The following is a 19,644-nucleotide window of genomic DNA, read 5'->3' on the forward strand; positions in this document are numbered from 1 at the left end:
GCCTATAGTTCAATCCGTTAGCGCATATCCTCTGCTACATTCGATACGGTGTTGGCGATAAGCCGCGCATCCGCTCGTGGCAAGTAGATATAGTGACCACCGAGACGACGCGCCAGATTAGCCGCATCCCCTTTGCTCAAGAAGTTGGTCTGAGTATCCAGCACCACACTGTTCAAGCCATTGCCTGACAGCACCCCTGCCAATTGCTCTACTTCCTGAGTAGCGCGAGACTTACGCTCTTCTTTGCCCAACCCAACGGTATCTTCAGTTTCTTCCAGCAACACATTGCCGCGCCCATCGGTAATCAATACCACCATCGTTTTATTGATACCCTGTCGTTTGGCGCTCTCGCTCATGTTATAGGCGGAGAGCAGCGCAGAGGCAAGAGGAGTTCCACCACCCACCGGAAGCACATCAAGCGAACGCTTGGCAAGTTCCACGCTTTGGCTTGGCGGTAGCAACACATCTGCCTGTCTACCTCTGAAAGAAATCAAAGCCACTTTATCACGATGCACATAGGCTTGTTGCAATAGCTTAGTAACTGCGCCTTTTGCCTCGCGCATACGGTTGAGCGCCATTGAACCGCTCGCATCCACTACGAACACAAACAACACGCCTGCTTTGTCCTTGTAGCGTTTGATGCGTAAGTCATCGGGTTTGATACGAACGCGATTATCATTAGCGGACTTGCCTTTTTTCTCTTTAGTGTCGTTTTCCCGACGCAGAGTCTGGAAAGGCGCTGCTGCTCGAAGCGTCGCGGTAATAGCAAGCCGTCCCTGACCGGGCTTCCCTGCCACACTTTGCACATGCCTGCCGCGTTTCCAGTTATAGGTCTCGCCACGACTACCGGCTTTACTGCGTTGGTTTCGTGCCTGCACCATAGACAGAATATCTTCCGGCACTTCCGAATCCATTGCGCTCATCACCAAATCTTGCAATTCCGGTTCTTCTTGTTTTTGTTCGGGTGGCTCGTCTTCACTTTCATCTTCGTCATTTTGTTCCGGGGGCGGAGGCGGTTCAGGTTCATCCGGTTGCTCAGGTTCTTCCGGTTCGGGTTCGGGCAAGCGAGTAGCACGTGGCAATAGTACCAGTTGCACCGCCGTTTTCAAATCATCATCATCTACTTCGGTGCGCCCTTCCAAAGCAGCGGAAGCTCTGGCAGCATAGGCTGCAAAAATGTCGGCGCGATTGCCCACTACCCCTAAACGTAATGCCGCCTCGGACAGCGCGCTAAACTGTTCATCGGTCAGCTTAACGTTGGGTAGAACTTCACGTCCGGCACCGATTAACGATTTGAGTAGGTTTGTTTCTTCTTCGTAATCAGCCTCGAGTTGTTCTGGAAAGCGATCAAAGGTTATGGCTTGCCGCATAATCTGGGCGCGCATTTCTGTACCGTTAGTCGGTTGCATAGAAATCATCAAGCCAACCCGATCGGTCAAACCGGAGCGTACTTCGCCCTCACCGGGGTCAAAAGTACCGATAAGGATAAAGTTAGTGGGATAATCGGCGCTTAAACCCTCCCGCTCTAGGGCTAACCTGCCACGACTGAGCGAATCCATCAGATAATTACTTGGACCGGTATCGAGCAGGTTCAGTTCGTCGCAATACAAAACGCCTCGGTTAGCTTCTGCCAACACTCCGCGTTCTGCCACGCGCCTGCCGGTTTGAAGAGTCGCTTCCAACGCCAACCCACCAAGCAAACGATCTTCGGTTATATTCAAAGGGAGGTCAATAAAGGGAGGACGCACGTGTACCGTCTGCTCAATGGTTTTTTGCTTGCAATCGCTGCACCAATCAGTTGGTTTATCGGGAGAGCAATGCGAAGCACAACCTACATTTGCATGTATGTCCGGTAGCAAATCGTGGAAACTGCGCGCCAGCGTGGTTTTAGCCGTACCGGGACGCGCTGCAATAATAACACCACCTAGACGTGGTTCTATTGCCAAAATTAGCAAAGCCCTTTTTGCCAGCGTGTGACCCACAACCGCCGCAAAAGGATATAGGACACTATCTCTGTAACCATTTTTTTGTGTAGAAGTCATCACAATCAACCCTCGCATGATAGATAAGAGCGCAAACTTATAGTACTGTGAGATTGAAATTTACGGTGTAGCTATAGTTACAGTAACCCGTGAAGTTTCTCACCAATTCAATAAGTTGAAAAATTAGACTTACTTATTCGGGCATCATAACGCTCAGTAACACCTCCACATTGTAGATGCGATGAGTGCGACGACTCAAAGTGATACGAATCAAGTCACCCAATTGTACCAGATCAAACACCCAGCGCGGAGTTTCAAGGGTAATCGGGTAAACCCCGTGATTTCTCCGCGAAATAGTTTCGGGTTTTTGCTCCAGAAGTTCGGTTGAAAGGGCGGTAGGGTCTGGCGCAAAACGATATTCGGCTTCAGCCACATCGCTGTGGATTTGCCAGTCTGGTTTGCCCAACCACCGTGCAAAGGATTCCGCCGGTACAATATTTACAATACAACGTTGCCCAATCGCTTCACGGTACGCCCAACTACGCCCTCGCTCCTGTTTCCAAATGGTTTGCAAATCATGCAAAGTTACGTAGCAAGCCAGTGTTTCGGGACCCTGCAACAAATCTACCACTTGCTGATACACCCTGAACAGACTCATAACCGCGCGAGAAGTGATATAAATTATCGGGATTAACAAGGGTATATAGCCCTGAAAAGGAGCGCGAAAGTCTTCCCAGACACCCAGCAGCAAACCATATAGGAAAAAGCTTAGTGAACAAGTAATTAGAAATTCTCCGGTATAACGTAAAATATCTACGAGAAACGCCCGTCGGTTTGCTGCCCCCATTTTTACTACCTCTAAACTTCATAAAGCTCCACTACTTCAAAACCCAAACTGCGATAAAGCGCTTCCGCAATATCATTGCCAAGCGTAACCCGCAAAACCGCCGAAGGATAGCCCGCCGCTTTGATACGGCGCAAAGATTCCTCCACTACGGCACGTCCTACTCCTTGTCCCCGAAATTCGGGTAGGGTGAAAACATTGGTCAGGCAAGGTTCGCTTGAATCTTCTTTTTCACAAACCACTTGGCACAAACCCACCAATTTATCGCCATCAGTAGCTGACACCGAAAGTTCTGGCATGTAATCGCCCCAATCCGGGTCAAGTTCACGCTTGATAAGTTCAATAGCATCTAAGGGTGTATTCCAATCGTAGTCAATAGTGCCGTAATAGGCGCGATGCATTGCCTCTCCGAGAATATCAGCTTCAATTGGCGCAGTGGCAAGCGTGTAATTCTGGGCAGAAGCGGGCGAAATCTCCGCACCACTCAAATTAACCCGCATGAGCTTGCGCCTAACAAAAGTAGTGCCATCTGGTAGATAATGTTCAACCGCGTTGTAAAGAGCGTGCGGCTTACGCCCATCAATAACCATGACCCGCCTCGAACCTTCCAAAGCCTTCAGCGCGGCTTCAACTTTGGGAATCATACCACCCGTTATCACGCCACTTTCGATTAAATGATGGCTACTTTTTTTACCTAGCCGCCGAATAGTGCGTTTTTGCTCATCCAGCACTCCCGGCACATCAGTCAAAAAGACGGTGGCATCGGCTTCAAGGGTAGCCGCAATCGCAGCAGCAGCGGTATCCGCATTCAGGTTAAAAGTTCTAGCTCCGTCCTCAACAGAAACACCGAGCGGCGCAATTATAGGCATAAAACCAGAACTTAATACTTGAACTAGCAAATCAATATTTACCTTCACCACCTCGCCTACGTAACCGATGTCACCAAAACGGGTTTCGCGCCGCGCTTCGAGGATATTCCCATCCACTCCGCTCAAACCCAAAGCCAGTACTGGAGTTCCCTCAACAAAGCGGTTAGCGCGATTAAAGCTCTCCACTAAGCCTGTATTTATCTGCCCACGAATCATCATTGTAGCAGCTTGTAAGGCAGATTCATCGGTCACGCGCAAGCCGTTCAAAAAGCGGGGTTGTTCACCCATTTTGCGAAGGAGGTCGCTGGTGGCATTACCTCCACCGTGTACAACCACAACCTGATGACCTTCGCGTGTAAGCTTGATTAAATCATCCAGAGTAGTATCAGGTGAAGCAGTACCGGATTGCCCCCCAAGGGTACTGCCTCCCAACTTAACTACAATAGTTTTATTCATCCTATCCAAACCAGAGCCTCAATTCTAATTGGTTATTTTCGCTTTATATTTATACTGCGCCCGTATCCGGCTAAAACTCGATGCCTTTTTGGGCTTTTACATTGGCATTATAGGGATGCTTTACTTCCACAATCTCAGAAACGAGATCGGCATAGTCTATCAATTCGGGTGGAGCATAACGTCCTGTAATAACCACATGCAAGTTTTTAGGGCGATTATCCAACGCTGCCTTAACTTCATCCCAAGGCAGCCAACCATATTTCAAAGGATAGGTCATCTCATCAATTACAATGAGATCATAATCACCGGAAAGAATTTTCTGCTTGCAAATCTCCCAACCCTCGCGCGCCAGCTTTTTATCATTCTCAATATTATCAGAAAGCCATGTAAAACCATCGCCCAAGGGTAGCATCTCAATGCCTACTTTGCGAGCGGTTTTCTCTTCTCCCCAGTTGGCGGTTTTGGCTTTAATGAACTGGAGCATACACACCCGCAAGCCCTGTCCCCATGCGCGCATCAACAAACCAAAAGCAGCGGTGGTTTTACCCTTGCCGTTGCCAGTATTGACAAGCACCAGACCTTTGCGAATCGCGGTTTTAGTCTTTTTCAAACGTGCTTCATGACTAGAGCGTTGCCGGGCTAGACGCTCTTCTTCGGTGAGATTTAGATCGGCTTCAGGGTCGTCTAGCGCATCCTCATCAAGTTCTTCAAGTTCTTCATCTATATCTTCGGTGGACATCCAGAAACTTCCTTTCATTAACATGTACGATCCCTCAGTTGTTAAGAACAAGGGCGATTGATTAATAGATTATACATGTCAGGTCAAAGTCCAAGCAAATAGAAATTTGTGGGAAATGCACATTAAGATTTAATATTAGTATTGTCTTAGAATTGAATTAGAGTAAAATGTTTTATAGAATCTAATTAAAATCTTTTGGTAAAGTCTCTACCTTTAGATTAAAATCAGGATTTTCGCTTAGAAAAGTAGTATAAAAATTAATGAGGATAATGTTCTAAAGTTCTGTACCTGTAGAGAAAACCCTAAATACTTTTTTTGTACAAAGCCAATAAGCGTCGGTATGAATGAATGTTAAAGGAACTCCCTGATAAATCTGGTCAGAATGATTTGCTGGATAGACTCTCTGACCTAGCACAACAATCTGCTAACATTTTCGATGAGCAAGAGCTAGCTGAGCTTTACCAGTTGGTTATTGAGGATACCGTCCGCTTCATTGATATTGAAACCGTTCTTCTATCATTTATACAAGTTAACCCGTTCACCGCTGAAGAAATTATGGTAGTCAAAGCCGCCTCAACTTCTGCAAAGAATGTTATAGGTGATACCTTCAAACGAGGTGAGCGGTTGAGCGGTAGAGCATGGCAACAAGAGGGTATGATAGCAATGACCGGGGCAGATTATGATAAGCAGGTTGGCGATGCGCTTAAACCGGATCGAACTCTGAGCGCGGTGGCTGCCATACCCATATTTTGCAACAAGCAGGTCGTCGGTATTCTGAACGTTTTGACTTTTAAGCCGGGACGTGTTTTCAATGATTCTGATCTTTTCTTGCTCCAATCCTTCGCCTATTATATCGGGATAGCCTACAAAAACGCTTTAGCTTTCCGCCGTGAAAAACAACGGGTAGCCGAGTTAACTGAAATACAAATCAGTCGTAGTTACGAACAGAAACTGGTTCAAATTGTTTTAGAACAAATGGCGGACGCTTTACTGGTAGTTGACCAAGAAGAAAAAATTATACAAACTAATCCCGCCACAGGGACACTTTTCCGTGTTCCGTGGAAATCGATGGTTGAAACTAATTTAGCCGAATTACGCTGTTATCTGAAATATAAAGATGGCACTCCAATAACTCCTGACAATTGCCTTGTCAGACGCGCACTTAGTAAAGGTGAAACCATCGCCAGCGAAGATATATTGTACCAAGCCGAGTTAGAGCAACTGACCCTGAATATTAACGTTGCTCCAATTCGCCAGCCAGATGGCTTGATAAGTGGAGCAGTCATAACTCTGCGAGATGTAACAACACAACGGCATAATCAGGAGTTTGACTCGCACCAAGAAAGGCTACGGGCATTGGGGCAATTGGCTGGAGGAGTAGCGCACGATCTCAATAACCTGCTATCTGGCATTATGGGAGCTGCTGATATTATTCGTACCGAAACCAAAAACATTCTCATTGAACATCCGCGCATCGGGGAAGCCTTAAAATTAATTCAGCAAGTGGGTAGTGATGGGGCAGAAATGGTGAGGCGCATCCAGACTTACAGCCGTACTACTCAAAAAGGGGATGATGAGGTTGTCTCGCTGGATACTTCAGTTTATGAAGCGCTTAAACTCACCGAATCGCGCTGGAAGGCAGAAGCGGCTATGCGCGGTATTGCCATCAGTATTGAGTCTACCGTACCAACTGATTTGAAAGTTAAGGGGAATTCAACCGAATTGCGAGAGCTATTCACCAATCTGATTCTCAATGCAGTAGATGCGCTTGGAAAGAAAGAGGGACAGATTAGTATAGTAGGTAGTCGAGTTAATCCGGACACAATCAAAATTGAGTTCTCAGATGATGGCTGTGGTATTCCTTCGCATCTACAGAACCGTATATTTGAACCATTTTTTACTACTAAAGGGAATTCTGGAACTGGGTTGGGGTTGGCTATCGTGCGCAACATTGTAGAACGAATGGAAGGTTCTATTCAAATACAAAGCATCGCTGACCATGGTACAACTTTTTCCATCCTTTTACCGAGTGCAAAAATTGCTTTTGTTGAACCTCTTGAACCGTTGGAAAGTGTAGTTGCTCCTGTGGAAAATCTAAACCGTTCTTTCCGGATCGTAGCTATAGATGATGAGCCAATACTGGGGCATATTCTGGGGCGAATGTTGGAAAGTATGGGGCATGCCGCCCGCACATTCAGCGATCCTCGACAGGCAATCCAAGTTTTCAAAGATAATCCAGATGATTTTGATGTTGTCATTACCGATCTAGGTATGCCAAAAATAACCGGATGGGAAGTAGCACAGGCAATTAAGGCAGTACGTCCCAAAACCCCCGTGATAGTGGTCACAGGTTGGTATCTTGATGATACACCGGAGAAATTGCAAGAGAAAGGCGCGGACGCAGTTATTATAAAACCTTATACTTCGCAGCACTTACAAGATACCCTGCGGAAAATTCAAAAACGTTTCTCATAATAATTACGGAACATTCAGCTACAAGGGTTCACCACCATTTCCAGTTGTGAACCCTTTGTCATTCCACAGCTATCAAATAGGTATACAATTACTGGCTTTAATCTGCGGGTACTCCCTGCGTCGCCCATTCAAGGCATAAATCGGGATAGATTTGCTCGCCTAACAGCTTGCGAAAAACAGGTTGTCGTTGTTCTCCCTGCGTAATTACCCGTAAGAGTGGCTCACCCACCAAATAAGTAAAGATATAGGGTCGCCACAAAGGCGATTTTATGAATGACAAGGCTTTGCGGGCTTCGTCTTCATTGCGAAGGCTATAGCGTTTCAGGTAGGCAACCGCCTCAGCATCACTTGCGCCGTCTTCATGGATCATAAAAGCCACATTCCCACGAACCCAGTTCAAATCACCTTGCGCTCTGGCAATACGCGCTTCTTCAGTGGCATTACCACCCACAATCCCGCAACGAGGAAATATCTCCGAAACCTGCCATTCGAATAACTCATCGCCATCAAAAACAATACGCTCGGCAGTGTTACCGATTCCTTCACTGATCACACATTCGGGCGTATTAATAAGCATAATAGAATTTTCAAGATAACCTTTTTCCCGAAATAATTTTTGTTCTTTTAGCGCATGCTCGATATGATGACCGGGATAGGCTTCGTGGCACACCAAACGGCTAATATAGGTGGCTTGCACCGGCAAATCGGTATTTATCTCAATAAGTGATTTATAATTACCCAAATACCAGTTATAAGCATTCCACGGCTCGTTCTTTACCTCCACAATTTCGAGGGTTTCACCTTCCGGCAAATCCAGAAATTGAGCAGAGCGTTTGCGTACTTCCTCACAAGCAAAGGTAGAAACTTCCATCAAACGAGCGGGTGGTATAGTCAACCACTTTTTGCGTTCCTCAAGACGCTCAACTAGGCTACCCTTGCCCGGAACCAATTCATCCAATTCAGTTAGCGCATTTTCAAAAACCTGCTCTGCCACCCGCTCCGGTTTGATATTAAAACAAGTGGCTACTTCTTCGCTATAACTGAAACTTTGCCCACACAGTTTGGCACAAATCAGCCGAATTGCCAGCATTTGTCGTTTGAGATATTCGGTACGACGGTTAGCATAGCCCGCGCTGGGTAAAGTATCCAATAATCGCTCTGCTTCTGCCAATAAAGCGGGGGGTTCAACAGAACTTTCTTGCTCAACTTCTTCCTTAATAAAAGAAGGACCTATATAGGCATCCACAAACCCTTCAAAATGTCGATTTATCAACAATGCCAGCCGGATAAAGCCTCGCGACCAAGCATCATATTTATTTTCCATTGTATTTTTCTCCCTTCACGGATTTTATTTTAAAATAAAGAGCCTAAGCCATTTGACGGTATTTAAGGTTCTTTTTAACTATAAGCGAAAGTTCACATAGCAAGATTGTAACATTTTCATGTATGCCAGGTACATCTTGAACTCAAGCAAGTTAAAAGGGGTTTGACAATGTAATGGTTTTATTTCTATAATGCAGCATACGTTTAGTATAAATACTTACGTGGGGTTCTGCCTTCAGAAAGCTAGCTCACACCCGTGCCAACGCTTAACTGCTCGAACCCGATACCCGTCCTGATAACACTAACGGGTAAGAGTGTAGTATCCTTGCCTTTTCGCCGTTCCAGTAATTGCGTTACGAGAAAAGGGCAGGGTTAGTAGGAGGTTAGTACATAACGGTGTCTCAATATGATGAACCCGACTCCAGAGGTGGTAGTAGCACTGCGGAAGCTCCAAGACCCGAAGAAAATTCCGATAATCAAGATCGTGAACATTTCCATAAATTTGTAAGCAGCCCACGAGTCGAAGCCCGACTATTGTTGGATGAGATCGCAGGGGTTGCGCCTGCCAAGCGCCGCAAACCATCTGACCACAATACCCTTAGAATAATTCGTAAAGTTGTTTTTTCTCCTCTTACATCGCTGCTGTGGATTCTCAAACTGATTTTACGACCTCTTATAAAGCTCGACCTCGCCTTGTTACGCGAGATGCGAAGGTTCTTAAAACACCCCGGTACTTTTTTCTGGTTTAATCGGCTTGCTCCTGAAGCAGCCGCGCAACACTTTGGAACAACCTCAACCGATGAAATGACTCACCATGCCCGTCGTTATGCCGCGCATGTCGCGGTTATGGGTTTAGCTTTGGTGGTAGTAGCCGGAGGCGGTTTCAGTGGTGCGGTAAAACAGATTCTTAATCCCGAAGCGCATATGCCCGTCAGCAATGAACTTACCGACGGCGGCTATTTAACGGTTACCGGAAACATGAAGGGTATCGTACTAAATAGCCTCGGTACTACCGATACCGGAACCAAGCGAGTCAAAGTGTACACCGTACAATCGGGCGATACCCTGCGCAATCTCGCCACCCGAAACAATATAAGCCTTGAAACTATCCTGTATGCCAATCAGATAGATGACCCGGATCAGGAAATAAAATCGGGCGACAAACTGGTAATTCCGCCTGTTACCGGTATGTGGCACGTAGTAACTCGTAGCTCTTTTGAGGTGGACACTATTGCCTCTATAGCGGCGCGGTATAATGTTGATCCCAAAGTAATTATAGATTACGCCCCTAATCAGCTAGCCGGAGTGGACATTAAACAACCCCTCAAACCCGGTAATGATGTTATGGTTCCCGGTGGGGTCAAACCCTTACGCGACACCCTATTACTTTACAAGGTGCGTGCTGGCGAAACAATGCAATCTATCGCCGATAAATTTGGCATTTCCCGCGAGACCATTGCTATTTTTAACGGTCCCGACGAAGCGCCATTGCAAGAGGTTACACCCGGTCTAGAGATTACCATCTTACCAGTTAGCGGGATACGGGTAAGAGTATTGCAGAACGATAATGTAACAAAAATAGCGCAACGTTTCTCTGTACCGGTGGAAAACATTGTAGGGTTGTCCCTCAATAACCTGCAAAGTAAGGATACACCGCTTACCGTAGGCGATTATCTGATAGTGCCTAACGGCATAGTTCCGGCAGCGGCTGTCGCTGCCCCACGCTCAACCACCAGTGGTGGTGCGAAAGCAAGCGAGTCGAGCCGTTATGTGTACATACCGCCTGCGCCTAGTAGCTCTTCCTCTAGCGCCAGTCGCAACCCCTTTGGAGCGCTTTCTGCTCCACCACCGGGTGCGCCGGTAGGTACTACCGGGAGTATGATGTGGCCCATGCGTGGGCTTATTACCACCTATTACGGGCAACGCATCTGGTACGGTATCCATCAGGGATTAGACATTTCAACGACGGTTAATACCCCGATTGTAGCAGCAGACGGTGGGGTGGTGCTATCCGCCGGTTGGTCGAACGATGGTTATGGCATAATGGTGCTGATAGCGCATAGCAACGGTCTGTACACGTTATATGGGCACTTCAACTCAATTTCGGTTCGAGCAGGGCAACAGGTTGTAAAAGGACAGCGTTTAGGGCTGGAGGGTAGTACCGGTAATTCGACCGGACCGCACTTGCACTTTGAGGTACGCTGGGGAAGCATTTACGGTCAAACTTACGATCCGTTACGCTTCCTACGATAGACAAAACTCGGAATAGAAATAACATAAAGCTGTAACCCCCTTTCTACATTTTAGGAAGGGGGTTATATTTTGAATAATGGACGAATCAGATTTAAAAAAAGGGCTGTTAACGGCGACCCTTGCCGGTGAAATTATGTTGAGCAACGGAGCGGAAACCTCGCGAGTGGAGGAAACCGTATCTATTTTGTTGCGCTCTTTTGGCATACCCTACAGCAATTGCCTCGTAACGCCCACCGGCATGTATATCTCAGTAGATGTGGACGAGGTTACGACACCCTTTACCCTAGTCCGGCGAGTTCACAAACGTATTTTTAATTTCAGCAAAATTGCGGCAGTTAACGACCTGTCAAGACGTGCGGTGCAAGGCTCTCTGACGGTGGGAGAAATCTTTACAGCGTTGGAGAAGGTAAACACGCAGGACAAATTATACCCCTTCTGGCTATGGCTACTCTCTGGCGCAGGCGCGGCTTCCGGCGGCACTTTACTTCTAGGCGGCGGGGCGTTAGATGCCGCAGTGGCTTTCGCCGGTACACTGTTGGTAATGTTTCTCACCAAACTACTAGAACGCAGTCAATACCCTGACATCTTTATAGAATTATTCGGCGCAGCGCTGGCAACTGCTTTCGCGCTGGCAATTGCTGCAAGTGGGCTTCCAGTCGGTACAACTCTAGTAATTGCGGGTTGTATTTTGAGATTAGTTCCCGGTGCAGCTTTGCTGGCAAGTGTGCAGGATGGCATTGCAGGAGACCTTTTGAGCAGCGTGGCGCGAGGATTGGAGGCATTTCTCAAAGGGGCAGCAGTTGCCAGTGGAGTGGGTGCGGCGTTGAGCGCAGCCACAGCATTGGGCTTTTCACGCCCGGTTAATTTGAAACCGGACGAGGCGTGGCAAATCCCTATTCAGGTAGTCGCAGCTTTCCTAGCCTCAATCTTCTTCGGGATTTCAATTGACTTGCCACACCGAAACATTGCATTAGCGGGTATAGCAGGGGCGTTATGTTGGTTGACACATTTGAGCTTGCAAAAGCTAGGTGTGACTGAACTCATCTCAGCATTTATTGCCGCTGCATTGGTTGGTACGCTCAGTTGGGGATTTGCTCGCGGACAACACTCCCCCGTTACACTCTATATTCTACCGGGGGTATTACCACTCTTGCCCGGTCTGACCATTTTTGATGGAATGTCTGCCCTGACTCAGAACGACACCCTACAAGGTCTGTTTTTGTTGTTCAAAGCGATTTTTATAGGCGGAGCAATAGGAGTTGGGGTAGCTCTAAGCAACTCCATTGCTCCCGCCATCTGGCGCAAGCCCACTTTCGTTAAGCGTAAGAGCAAAACCTAACAACTCGTTTTCGTAAGCTTGAACCGTTTCGTCAGGATATTCCGCTAAGTCAGGTAGCACAATTTCCTGAAATTCCTTTGCCTTTGCCGCTTTTTGTGCCGCCGGAATAGCTGTTTCTAGCTGCGCCCGGTTTCCAAAGGGTAGCGCCCCAACCCGTGCCAATGCCACCAACGCCCGTGAATTAACCGAGCGTCCCGGCACTCGTCTCACAAAATCGACCAACCCGATATAATCGCCACTCTCATTTCGCAATGCAATTATTGCTTCCACGCCAGTAGGACCTAATCCTTTGACTGCTGATAGCCCCAGCCGCAAAGCTCGTTGCCCATCCGACAGGTTTTCAAGGGTGATACGCGCCATACTTCGATTGATATTCGGGGCGAGCAACGGCACATTCAGGCGGCGACATTCGGCAGCCGCTTTTCCCAGTGCCGCCAAATCACCCCCCGCCGCCCCGAGCAAGGCTGCCATATATTCGAGCGGGTAACTGGTTTTCAGATAAGCGGTGATATAAGTCAGATAGCCATAAATGATGGCATGTGCCTGGTTAAACCCGTAAAAGGCAAACGGTGGAAAAAATTGCCAGATTGCTTCTGCTTCCGCTTCGGATAGCTCTTTGGTTTTGCGCGCACCTTCCACAAAGCGAATGTGTTGCGCTTCCAACTCCACCTGATTCTTCTTGCTGATTGCTTTACGCAAAGCATCGGCTTCACCTAGCGAATAACCGGCAACTTCCACCGCAATTCGCAGCATAGTTTCTTGGTAAACCGGCGCACCATAACTCTCCGCCAATAAGGGTTCAAGAAAAGGGTGAGGCGCTTCCAGTTTTTCGCGACCACTACGCACCGCCATTATCTTGCCCAGAAAGGGCATCGGACCGGGGCGGTAAGCCGCAATCAGGAAACCGAGGTCGGCGATACTGCGCGGCTTCATGTTTGCCGCAAAATCGGTCATGCCCCGGTTCTCAAGCTGAAAAACGCCTGTGGTAAAACCCTGCCCGATAGTATCATAGGTTTTTTCATCATCCAACGGCAATTGCCACACATCCAACGCAATATCGCGCTCTTGTCTGATAAAATCAAGGGTGCGAGTAATAGTTGACCAAGCGGTTAAACCCAGCAAATCTATTTTCAGCAGACCGCGCTTCTCGACCCCTTGCATATCCCATTGGGTCATAACGGTAGGAGTAAACCAGCCCGTACTTTCGGTATTCGGTTGCGAGGTATCACGCTGTTGCTGCGCCAAGCCTTCGGTGCGAATGAGCGGCACATATTCTTGAGTAGGGCGCGGGGTAATCACTACACCTGCCGCGTGTGTGCCGTTATTGCGCCCTGTACCTTCGAGCAACAAAGCAGCATCTATCAATTCTTTAGCCGCTTTATCGCGCTTGTAAAGTTGCTGCACCTCTTTAACTTCCTCAAGTGTACGCGCAAGAGTATAGGGGCGTTGAAATTCGAGAGGCACTAAGCCGGAAAGACGATTTACCAATCCGCTATCAATATTCAAAGCTTTCCCCGCATCCCGCAACGCCGATTTTGCGCCCTCAAAATTATGCGTAATAATATGCGCTACATTATTTACGCCATATTTTCGCACCACATAATCCAACAGACGAGGACGGTCTTCGTCGGCAATATCCAGATCAATGTCGGGTGGGGATAGGCGTTCAGGATTTAAAAATCGCTCAAAAACGAGGTTGAAATCTAGTGGGTTAAGCGGGGTTATACCCAAAGCAAAACACACCAACGAACCCGCGCTACTACCACGCGGTGCGCACAGGATACCCAATTCGTGCGCACGCTGCACAATATCAGCTACTATCAAAATGTACTGATTAAAGCCTGCTTTTTCGATTACTCCCAGTTCATAATCCAGCCGTGTTTGCATATTCGTGGGTATTTCGCCATAACGCGCTTGCAAATTTGCGGCTGCCACTTGTGCCAGATATTGCCCTACCGCTGAATAAGTTACTCCGGTGTCAGGTTGAAAAGTGGGCGGCAAGACGTAATCAGGGATAATTAGCCCGGATTTTGGCAAGCGCACCTCACAAGAAGCCGCAAGCGTGGCGGCATTGCGCAATGCCTCAGGAACGGCAGCGTAAATTTCTGCCAGTTCTGCCAGTGTTCGCGGGTAGGCTTCGGAGGAAGCAGGGCGACGGCGGTTTGGATCATCAAAGCGCACGTTATCGGCAATCGCCCACAACAGGTCGCGGGTTCTAGCTTGTTCAGGGGATATGTGATGTACATCAGAAGTAGCCACTATCGGCAAGTTATGCTGCTGCGCAAATTCTGCCAACCGCACACGCTCAACATTTGCCGATTGGTGTGAGAGCAATTCTACATAGAAATCTTCGCCACAGGCTTCACGTAAACGGGAAGCACGCTGCGCACCAAGTCCATCAGGGAAATCGCTACCGATTACCGCTATTCCGTCTGCTTTTCCCAGCAACTTGCTTTCTGCCAGTACAGGTTTATTTTGACCGTATAAATCAAAACCTTCAGTACCAGCCCATGTCAATAGTCTGAAGAGGTTTTGTAACCCGCCTTCGTTCTTTGCCAATAATACCAGCTTGTAAAACTGCCCATTTTCATCTGCTACGGTTGCATCCACCCCAAAGATAGGTTTGAGGCTATATTTATCTGCCGCCTCTTGCAACTCGATGAAACCCGCCGCATGATTGTGATCGGTCAAGGCTAATGCCGGACGACCCAATTCTGCGGCACAGCGGGCAAGTTCAGCCACCGAACACACGCCATCGCGATAGCTATAGTGCGAGTGTACTCTCAAATCGGAAAAAGCGGAGAAAGGTTGTTCCATTGTTTTTTACTTCCGAAAAAATCCCCCTTACCCGGTAGGGTGAAGGGGGTATGAATTTACTGATTAATCTATCTAGGCTCTCGCAGCTTTGCGCATGCAACTGCGCCCAAACTATTTGCGGGGTTTGCTCTTGGTTTCTTCTTCTGCAAGCTCTGCTGATGTAGGCAAGGGCAAATCGGCGCTGGGTTTCGCCACGCGGTTAGCCAACCGATTCAAACCGTACCAATAGGTGTTTCGCACCAGCGAGGTATTGCCGGTGAAGATGAACATGGTACGCAAGAAGGTATGTGTTACCACGATTGCGCTGAAAAGGCTGACAAAAATACCAAGCGCAAGGGTGATGGCAAATCCTTTGATTACGCTTGTTCCGGTGAAATCGCCAAACCAGTACAGAATGATACAGGTAATGATACCGGACATATTGGAGTCGCGGATGGAGAGCCAAGCATTGCGGAAGCCGGCTTCGACAGCACGTTCGATGCTACGCCCTTGCCGCAACTCCTCTTTCATACGCGCAAATATAAGGATATTGGCATCTACCGCTATACCAATCGAGAGGATAAAACCAGCGATACCGGCAAGAGTCAACACCACACCGATAAGCTTGAAAATAGCAAAGGTTAGAACTGCGTATACTACCAACGCGAGGTCGGCAATGAGACCGGGAAGGCGGAAGTAGAGCAGCATAAAGAGCGCTACGATACTCAGCCCAACTGCACCCGCAATGTAACTGCGATCAATCGAGTCCTGACCGAGGGTAGCGCCGATCTTGCGGCTTTGCAAAATATCTAGTTCTACCGGTAATGCACCATACTTTAGGTTGAGTACTATGCTATCAACTTCTAGCTTACCTTGGGTAGTACCCCATTGAGTATCATTGGTAATCTGACCGGAGTCGCGAATAGCGGCGCGGATCACGGCGCTGGAAAGAACCCGTCCATCCAATACAATTGCCATATTCTTACCGATGCCCGCGCTGGTAAAGTTATAAAAGGTGTTGGCGGCATCGGCGCGGATACCGAAGTTAACCTGCGCTGCGCCGCTGGTAGAGTTAAAGCCTTTGTCAATCTTAGCTGGATCCAACTCGTTACCCGTAATGATAGTCTGATAAACTTTGGCGTTAGGATCAGGCGTTTCTGTAGCGCTAGGGGTGGGAGTGGTACTAGCAGAAGTAGTGGGTATAGGTGTTCCGGCAGCGTTAGTTGCAGCAGCAGTTGTTGCGGCGGCAGTGGTAGCCGGAGTAGTTATTGTCGGAATGAAGTTAGGCACAATCTGCGGTTTTACATTCCCACAAGTCCCGGGCACTGAAGAATAAAGCGAGCCGGTAGTGCAGTAGGTGGTTTTCACCAATTGCCCTGTCTGCAAATCATCGGAACCCGCATCGATAAATTCAAGTCTGCCGGTGCTGCCGATTACACTCTTTACTTGGTCTTCATCCGTGACACCGGGCAATTCTACGCCAATACGGTTATCACCGACCAAACGTACTACAGGTTCGTTGGTACCGAGACCGCTCACGCGCTTTTCGATAATACCACGCGCCCCGTTCATTTGGTCTTTAGAGACATTTGCCTGTCGAGCTTGCAAGGTGATTTCATAACCACCTTTGAGATCTAGCCCCAGTTTGGTTTCGCGGCTGAGGTTTAATCCAAAGATACTTACGGGCGTTTCTCCACCAAATACCATGTAGGCGGATGCCAGTAGTAATATTAAAATCCCTAAGAGCGACAGTATATTATTTCTTCGCCGGTGCAATTTACAGACTCCTGCTTGAATAGAAATTCCCCATTTAGGTTTAGCCTAACGATTATATGGGATGAAAAGCTTAGAGTCAATTAAAAACCCCTTGCCTTTAAAGTAGCAAGGGGTAATAGCCTATAAGCCGTATTAGTTTTAGAAATGAATGTTCACGTGTGAGCCGATACTAAGGAAGTTCCAAGCGAAAAAGCTGTCGTCCAGACCCATATTAACGCAGCCATGGCTTGCCTGATAACCAAAAGAGGAACGCCACCAAGCGTAGTGTAACGCATGCCCTTCGCTGGTGAAATACTGAGTGTACAGCACATTGTACAGATCGTAATAATCCTCACTGCCAATGTCGCCGCCCTTCATATGTTCGTTCGGAACACGACGGAAGATAGCGAAAGTACCTACTGGGGTTTCGTGTCCGGGCTTACCAGATATAATTAATATGGTTTTGACCGGAGTATCGCCTTCCATAAAGGTAGCATTAAAAGTGGTCAGATTTACATCCACCCAATGTTCCCAGATGGAAGTATCTTTGGTTACCGACATTACGCTCGGATCAAGCCCACTTGCTTTGGTACTTACATTGCGGGCTGCCGCCGCCAACGGACCGAGTTCTGCCAGTTTCACCCCAAAGCTAGGATGGAATAGGAAACGTGCCCGTTCAAAATCCTGCGCCGCTACCCATGTATCGCCTACCAGCAAAGGATATTCCTCACTGATGGGATAACCGAAAAAGTATAAACCGCCTTGTGCATTCCAGAATTGCTGGAAGCCCCCCCCCAAACTATGTTTGGTAGGTTCAAAGTAAACCCGCGTATCGCTATTTGGGAAAGCGGTGATTGGTTGGTAAGCCGGGTTAGCGCGTTCTTCCGGTGAAGAAGCTGAATATAATTCCGTGCCGAGCAAGCCTAGACTTGTCTCCCATTGTGTCCCGGCTAAATCAGGATGATACTCCATACGCGCTTTTTGAAAATACTGTACCGTGCGCCCATTCTCGGTAATTTCATCGGTTACAGGACAGCCAAACGAGTCGAATTTGCCGTTCATTTGCCAGAACTTCAAGAAACCATAACTGAGGTAGTGCCCACAATCGGAAAAATAGATTTTATCCGGGTTGGGGGTCGGCGAAAAATTATTAGCGTAGGGTATAGTGGGTACGAAGGATTTAACCTGATTAACCTGCAGTGCAGAAGTAGTTGAACTTGACTCCGAAGCCGCAAAGGTCGTACTAACGCTACTGGCAAATATCAGCGTAAGGGCAAACGCTAATAACCAGCGATATTGTTTAGCCAGTAAGGACACCGGTGAAACCTCCAGTTATTATTTTCCGATTTTTCGCTTAAACCTAGACAGGGCTTTTTATATACAAGCAGATTAATCTTCTTGCCAAAAGCAGGAGTCAAGCGCAAATCCAATATTAATATATTTTGCAAATTTGATATAAAAACGGCAATCCACCGAGCTTGGACGCCACTTAATAGTATAGCAGTTTTTTAGGTTAATCGCACTATTTTTGTGATTTTTCGAGCGCCTGCGCTAAATCCCACTGTATATCTTCAATATCTTCCAACCCCACCGAGATGCGCACCATGTCAGGAGTAACACCACCAGCCAATTGCTCTTCTTCGCTCATTTGCTGATGGGTAGTGCTGGCAGGATGTATTACCAGTGATTTGGCATCTCCTACATTGGCAAGGTGCGACAGTAGTTGTACGCTCTCGATAAACTTGCGTCCGGCTGCCAGTCCACCCTTGATACCAAAGGTAAAGATTGCGCCTGCTCCTTTGGGTAAATATTTTTGCGCCAGTTTATAGTATGGGCTGGCTGGAAGCATCGGGTAATTTACCCACGAAACCGCCGGATGCTCATTTAAGTATTCCGCCACCGCCAGTGTGTTTGCCACATGCCGATCCATTCGCAAACCCAAGGTTTCAAGACCTTGCAGGAACATGAAGCTGTTAAAAGGCGATAGAGCGGGTCCCATATCGCGCAAACTCTCTACTCGCGCTTTCATGATAAAAGCGAAATCCCCGAAGGTTTCATAGAATCGGATGCCATGATAGCCTTTGCTTGGTGCGGTAATACCGGGAAATTTGCCGTTGCCCCAATCGAATTTGCCGCTATCCACAATGATTCCGCCGATACTCGTTCCATGCCCGCCGATGAACTTGGTAGCAGAATGAACCACCAAATCTGCGCCCCATTCTATCGGACGGCACAGGTAGGGGGTGGCGAAGGTATTATCTATTACCAGCGGCAAACCCGCTTCGTGCGCGATTTTTGCCACTGCTTCGATGTCCAACACATTTATCTTGGGATTGCCGAGCGTTTCGGCGTATAACACGCGGGTGCGCGGAGTAATGGCTTTGCGAAAGTTTTCAGGGTCTTCCGGGTCAACGAAAGTTGTATTTATGCCCCACTTCCTGAAACTGATGTCGAACTGGGTATAAGTACCGCCGTAGAGGGTACTACTAGAAACGATTTCATCGCCTTCGTTCAGCAACGTAAACATAGTGATAAATTGCGCCGCCTGCCCACTACCTAACGCCAGCCCTCCAACCCCACCTTCCAGTGAGGCAACCCGCTCTTCCAGAGCAGCAGTAGTTGGGTTCATGATACGGGTATAAATATTGCCGAAACGCTGCAAGGCGAACAGGTTGGCAGCATGCTCGGTATCATCGAACACATAGCTGGTGGTTTGGTAAATGGGCATGGCACGCGCCCCGGTGGTAGGGTCTGGGCGTTGCCCAGCATGCAGGGCGCGGGTATTAAAACCGAATTTGCGATCTTCTGCCATT

At 47.9% G+C, this 19,644-nt stretch carries 12 protein-coding genes; 3 read left to right on the plus strand and 9 right to left on the minus strand.

All coding sequences use genetic code 11. From position 1 onward, the window contains the following. Positions 1–17: 17 nt before the first annotated feature. From bchD to cobO, 4 genes are all read right to left on the minus strand, one after another. On the minus strand, positions 18–2,042 hold the full coding sequence (gene bchD, locus OZ401_RS14545) for a magnesium chelatase ATPase subunit D (protein WP_341471188.1): 2,025 nt from the start codon (positions 2,040–2,042) through the stop codon (positions 18–20). 133 nt (positions 2,043–2,175) lie between these two features. Beyond that, positions 2,176–2,829 carry a hypothetical protein gene (locus OZ401_RS14550; protein WP_341471189.1) on the minus strand — a complete coding sequence of 218 codons (654 nt, stop codon included), beginning with the start codon at positions 2,827–2,829 and terminating at the stop codon, positions 2,176–2,178. Positions 2,830–2,840: 11 nt separating this feature from the next. Then, entirely contained in the window at positions 2,841–4,151 is a 1,311-nt protein-coding gene (argB, locus tag OZ401_RS14555) for an acetylglutamate kinase (protein ID WP_341471190.1), read from the minus strand. A gap of 70 nt (positions 4,152–4,221) precedes the next feature. Then, a complete protein-coding gene (gene cobO / locus OZ401_RS14560; RefSeq protein ID WP_341471191.1) occupies positions 4,222–4,890 on the minus strand; it encodes a cob(I)yrinic acid a,c-diamide adenosyltransferase in 669 nt (222 codons plus the stop codon). Between the two features lie 348 nt (positions 4,891–5,238). Between cobO and OZ401_RS14565 the strand changes: the two genes are divergently transcribed. Then, positions 5,239–7,365: an ATP-binding protein gene (locus OZ401_RS14565; protein WP_341471192.1), complete on the plus strand. Its 2,127-nt coding sequence runs from the start codon at positions 5,239–5,241 to the stop codon at positions 7,363–7,365. Between the two features lie 97 nt (positions 7,366–7,462). On the opposite strand, the gene OZ401_RS14570 is transcribed toward OZ401_RS14565, so the two are convergent. After that, entirely contained in the window at positions 7,463–8,689 is a 1,227-nt protein-coding gene (locus OZ401_RS14570; RefSeq protein ID WP_341471193.1) for a hypothetical protein, read from the minus strand. 395 nt (positions 8,690–9,084) lie between these two features. On the opposite strand from OZ401_RS14570, the gene OZ401_RS14575 reads away from it, so the two are divergent. Beyond that, on the plus strand, positions 9,085–10,941 hold the full coding sequence (locus tag OZ401_RS14575) for a peptidoglycan DD-metalloendopeptidase family protein (protein WP_341471194.1): 1,857 nt from the start codon (positions 9,085–9,087) through the stop codon (positions 10,939–10,941). A gap of 76 nt (positions 10,942–11,017) precedes the next feature. Then, on the plus strand, positions 11,018–12,280 hold the full coding sequence (locus OZ401_RS14580; protein WP_341471195.1) for a threonine/serine exporter family protein: 1,263 nt from the start codon (positions 11,018–11,020) through the stop codon (positions 12,278–12,280). On the opposite strand, the gene OZ401_RS14585 is transcribed toward OZ401_RS14580, so the two are convergent. The 4 genes from OZ401_RS14585 to OZ401_RS14600 form a co-directional block, all read right to left on the minus strand. Next, positions 12,212–15,097, minus strand: coding sequence for a DNA polymerase III subunit alpha (locus OZ401_RS14585; protein ID WP_341471196.1), 2,886 nt, complete (start codon positions 15,095–15,097; stop codon positions 12,212–12,214). The two genes, OZ401_RS14580 and OZ401_RS14585, sit on opposite strands and share 69 nt — an antisense overlap. Positions 15,098–15,208: 111 nt before the next feature. Next, the gene (secD, locus tag OZ401_RS14590; RefSeq protein WP_341471197.1) at positions 15,209–16,852 is read right to left on the minus strand and encodes a protein translocase subunit SecD; all 1,644 of its coding nucleotides are present in this window, start codon (positions 16,850–16,852) and stop codon (positions 15,209–15,211) included. 138 nt (positions 16,853–16,990) lie between these two features. Next, positions 16,991–18,148 (minus strand): L,D-transpeptidase, encoded by a 1,158-nt coding sequence (locus OZ401_RS14595; RefSeq protein WP_341471198.1) that lies wholly within the window; start codon positions 18,146–18,148, stop codon positions 16,991–16,993. A gap of 205 nt (positions 18,149–18,353) precedes the next feature. Beyond that, complete coding sequence (locus OZ401_RS14600; protein ID WP_341471199.1) at positions 18,354–19,643, minus strand: O-acetylhomoserine aminocarboxypropyltransferase/cysteine synthase family protein; 1,290 nt, start codon at positions 19,641–19,643, stop codon at positions 18,354–18,356. Position 19,644: the final 1 nt, after the last annotated feature.

The organism is Candidatus Chlorohelix allophototropha (assembly GCF_030389965.1).
GTDB lineage: Bacteria > Chloroflexota > Chloroflexia > Chloroheliales > Chloroheliaceae > Chlorohelix > Chlorohelix allophototropha.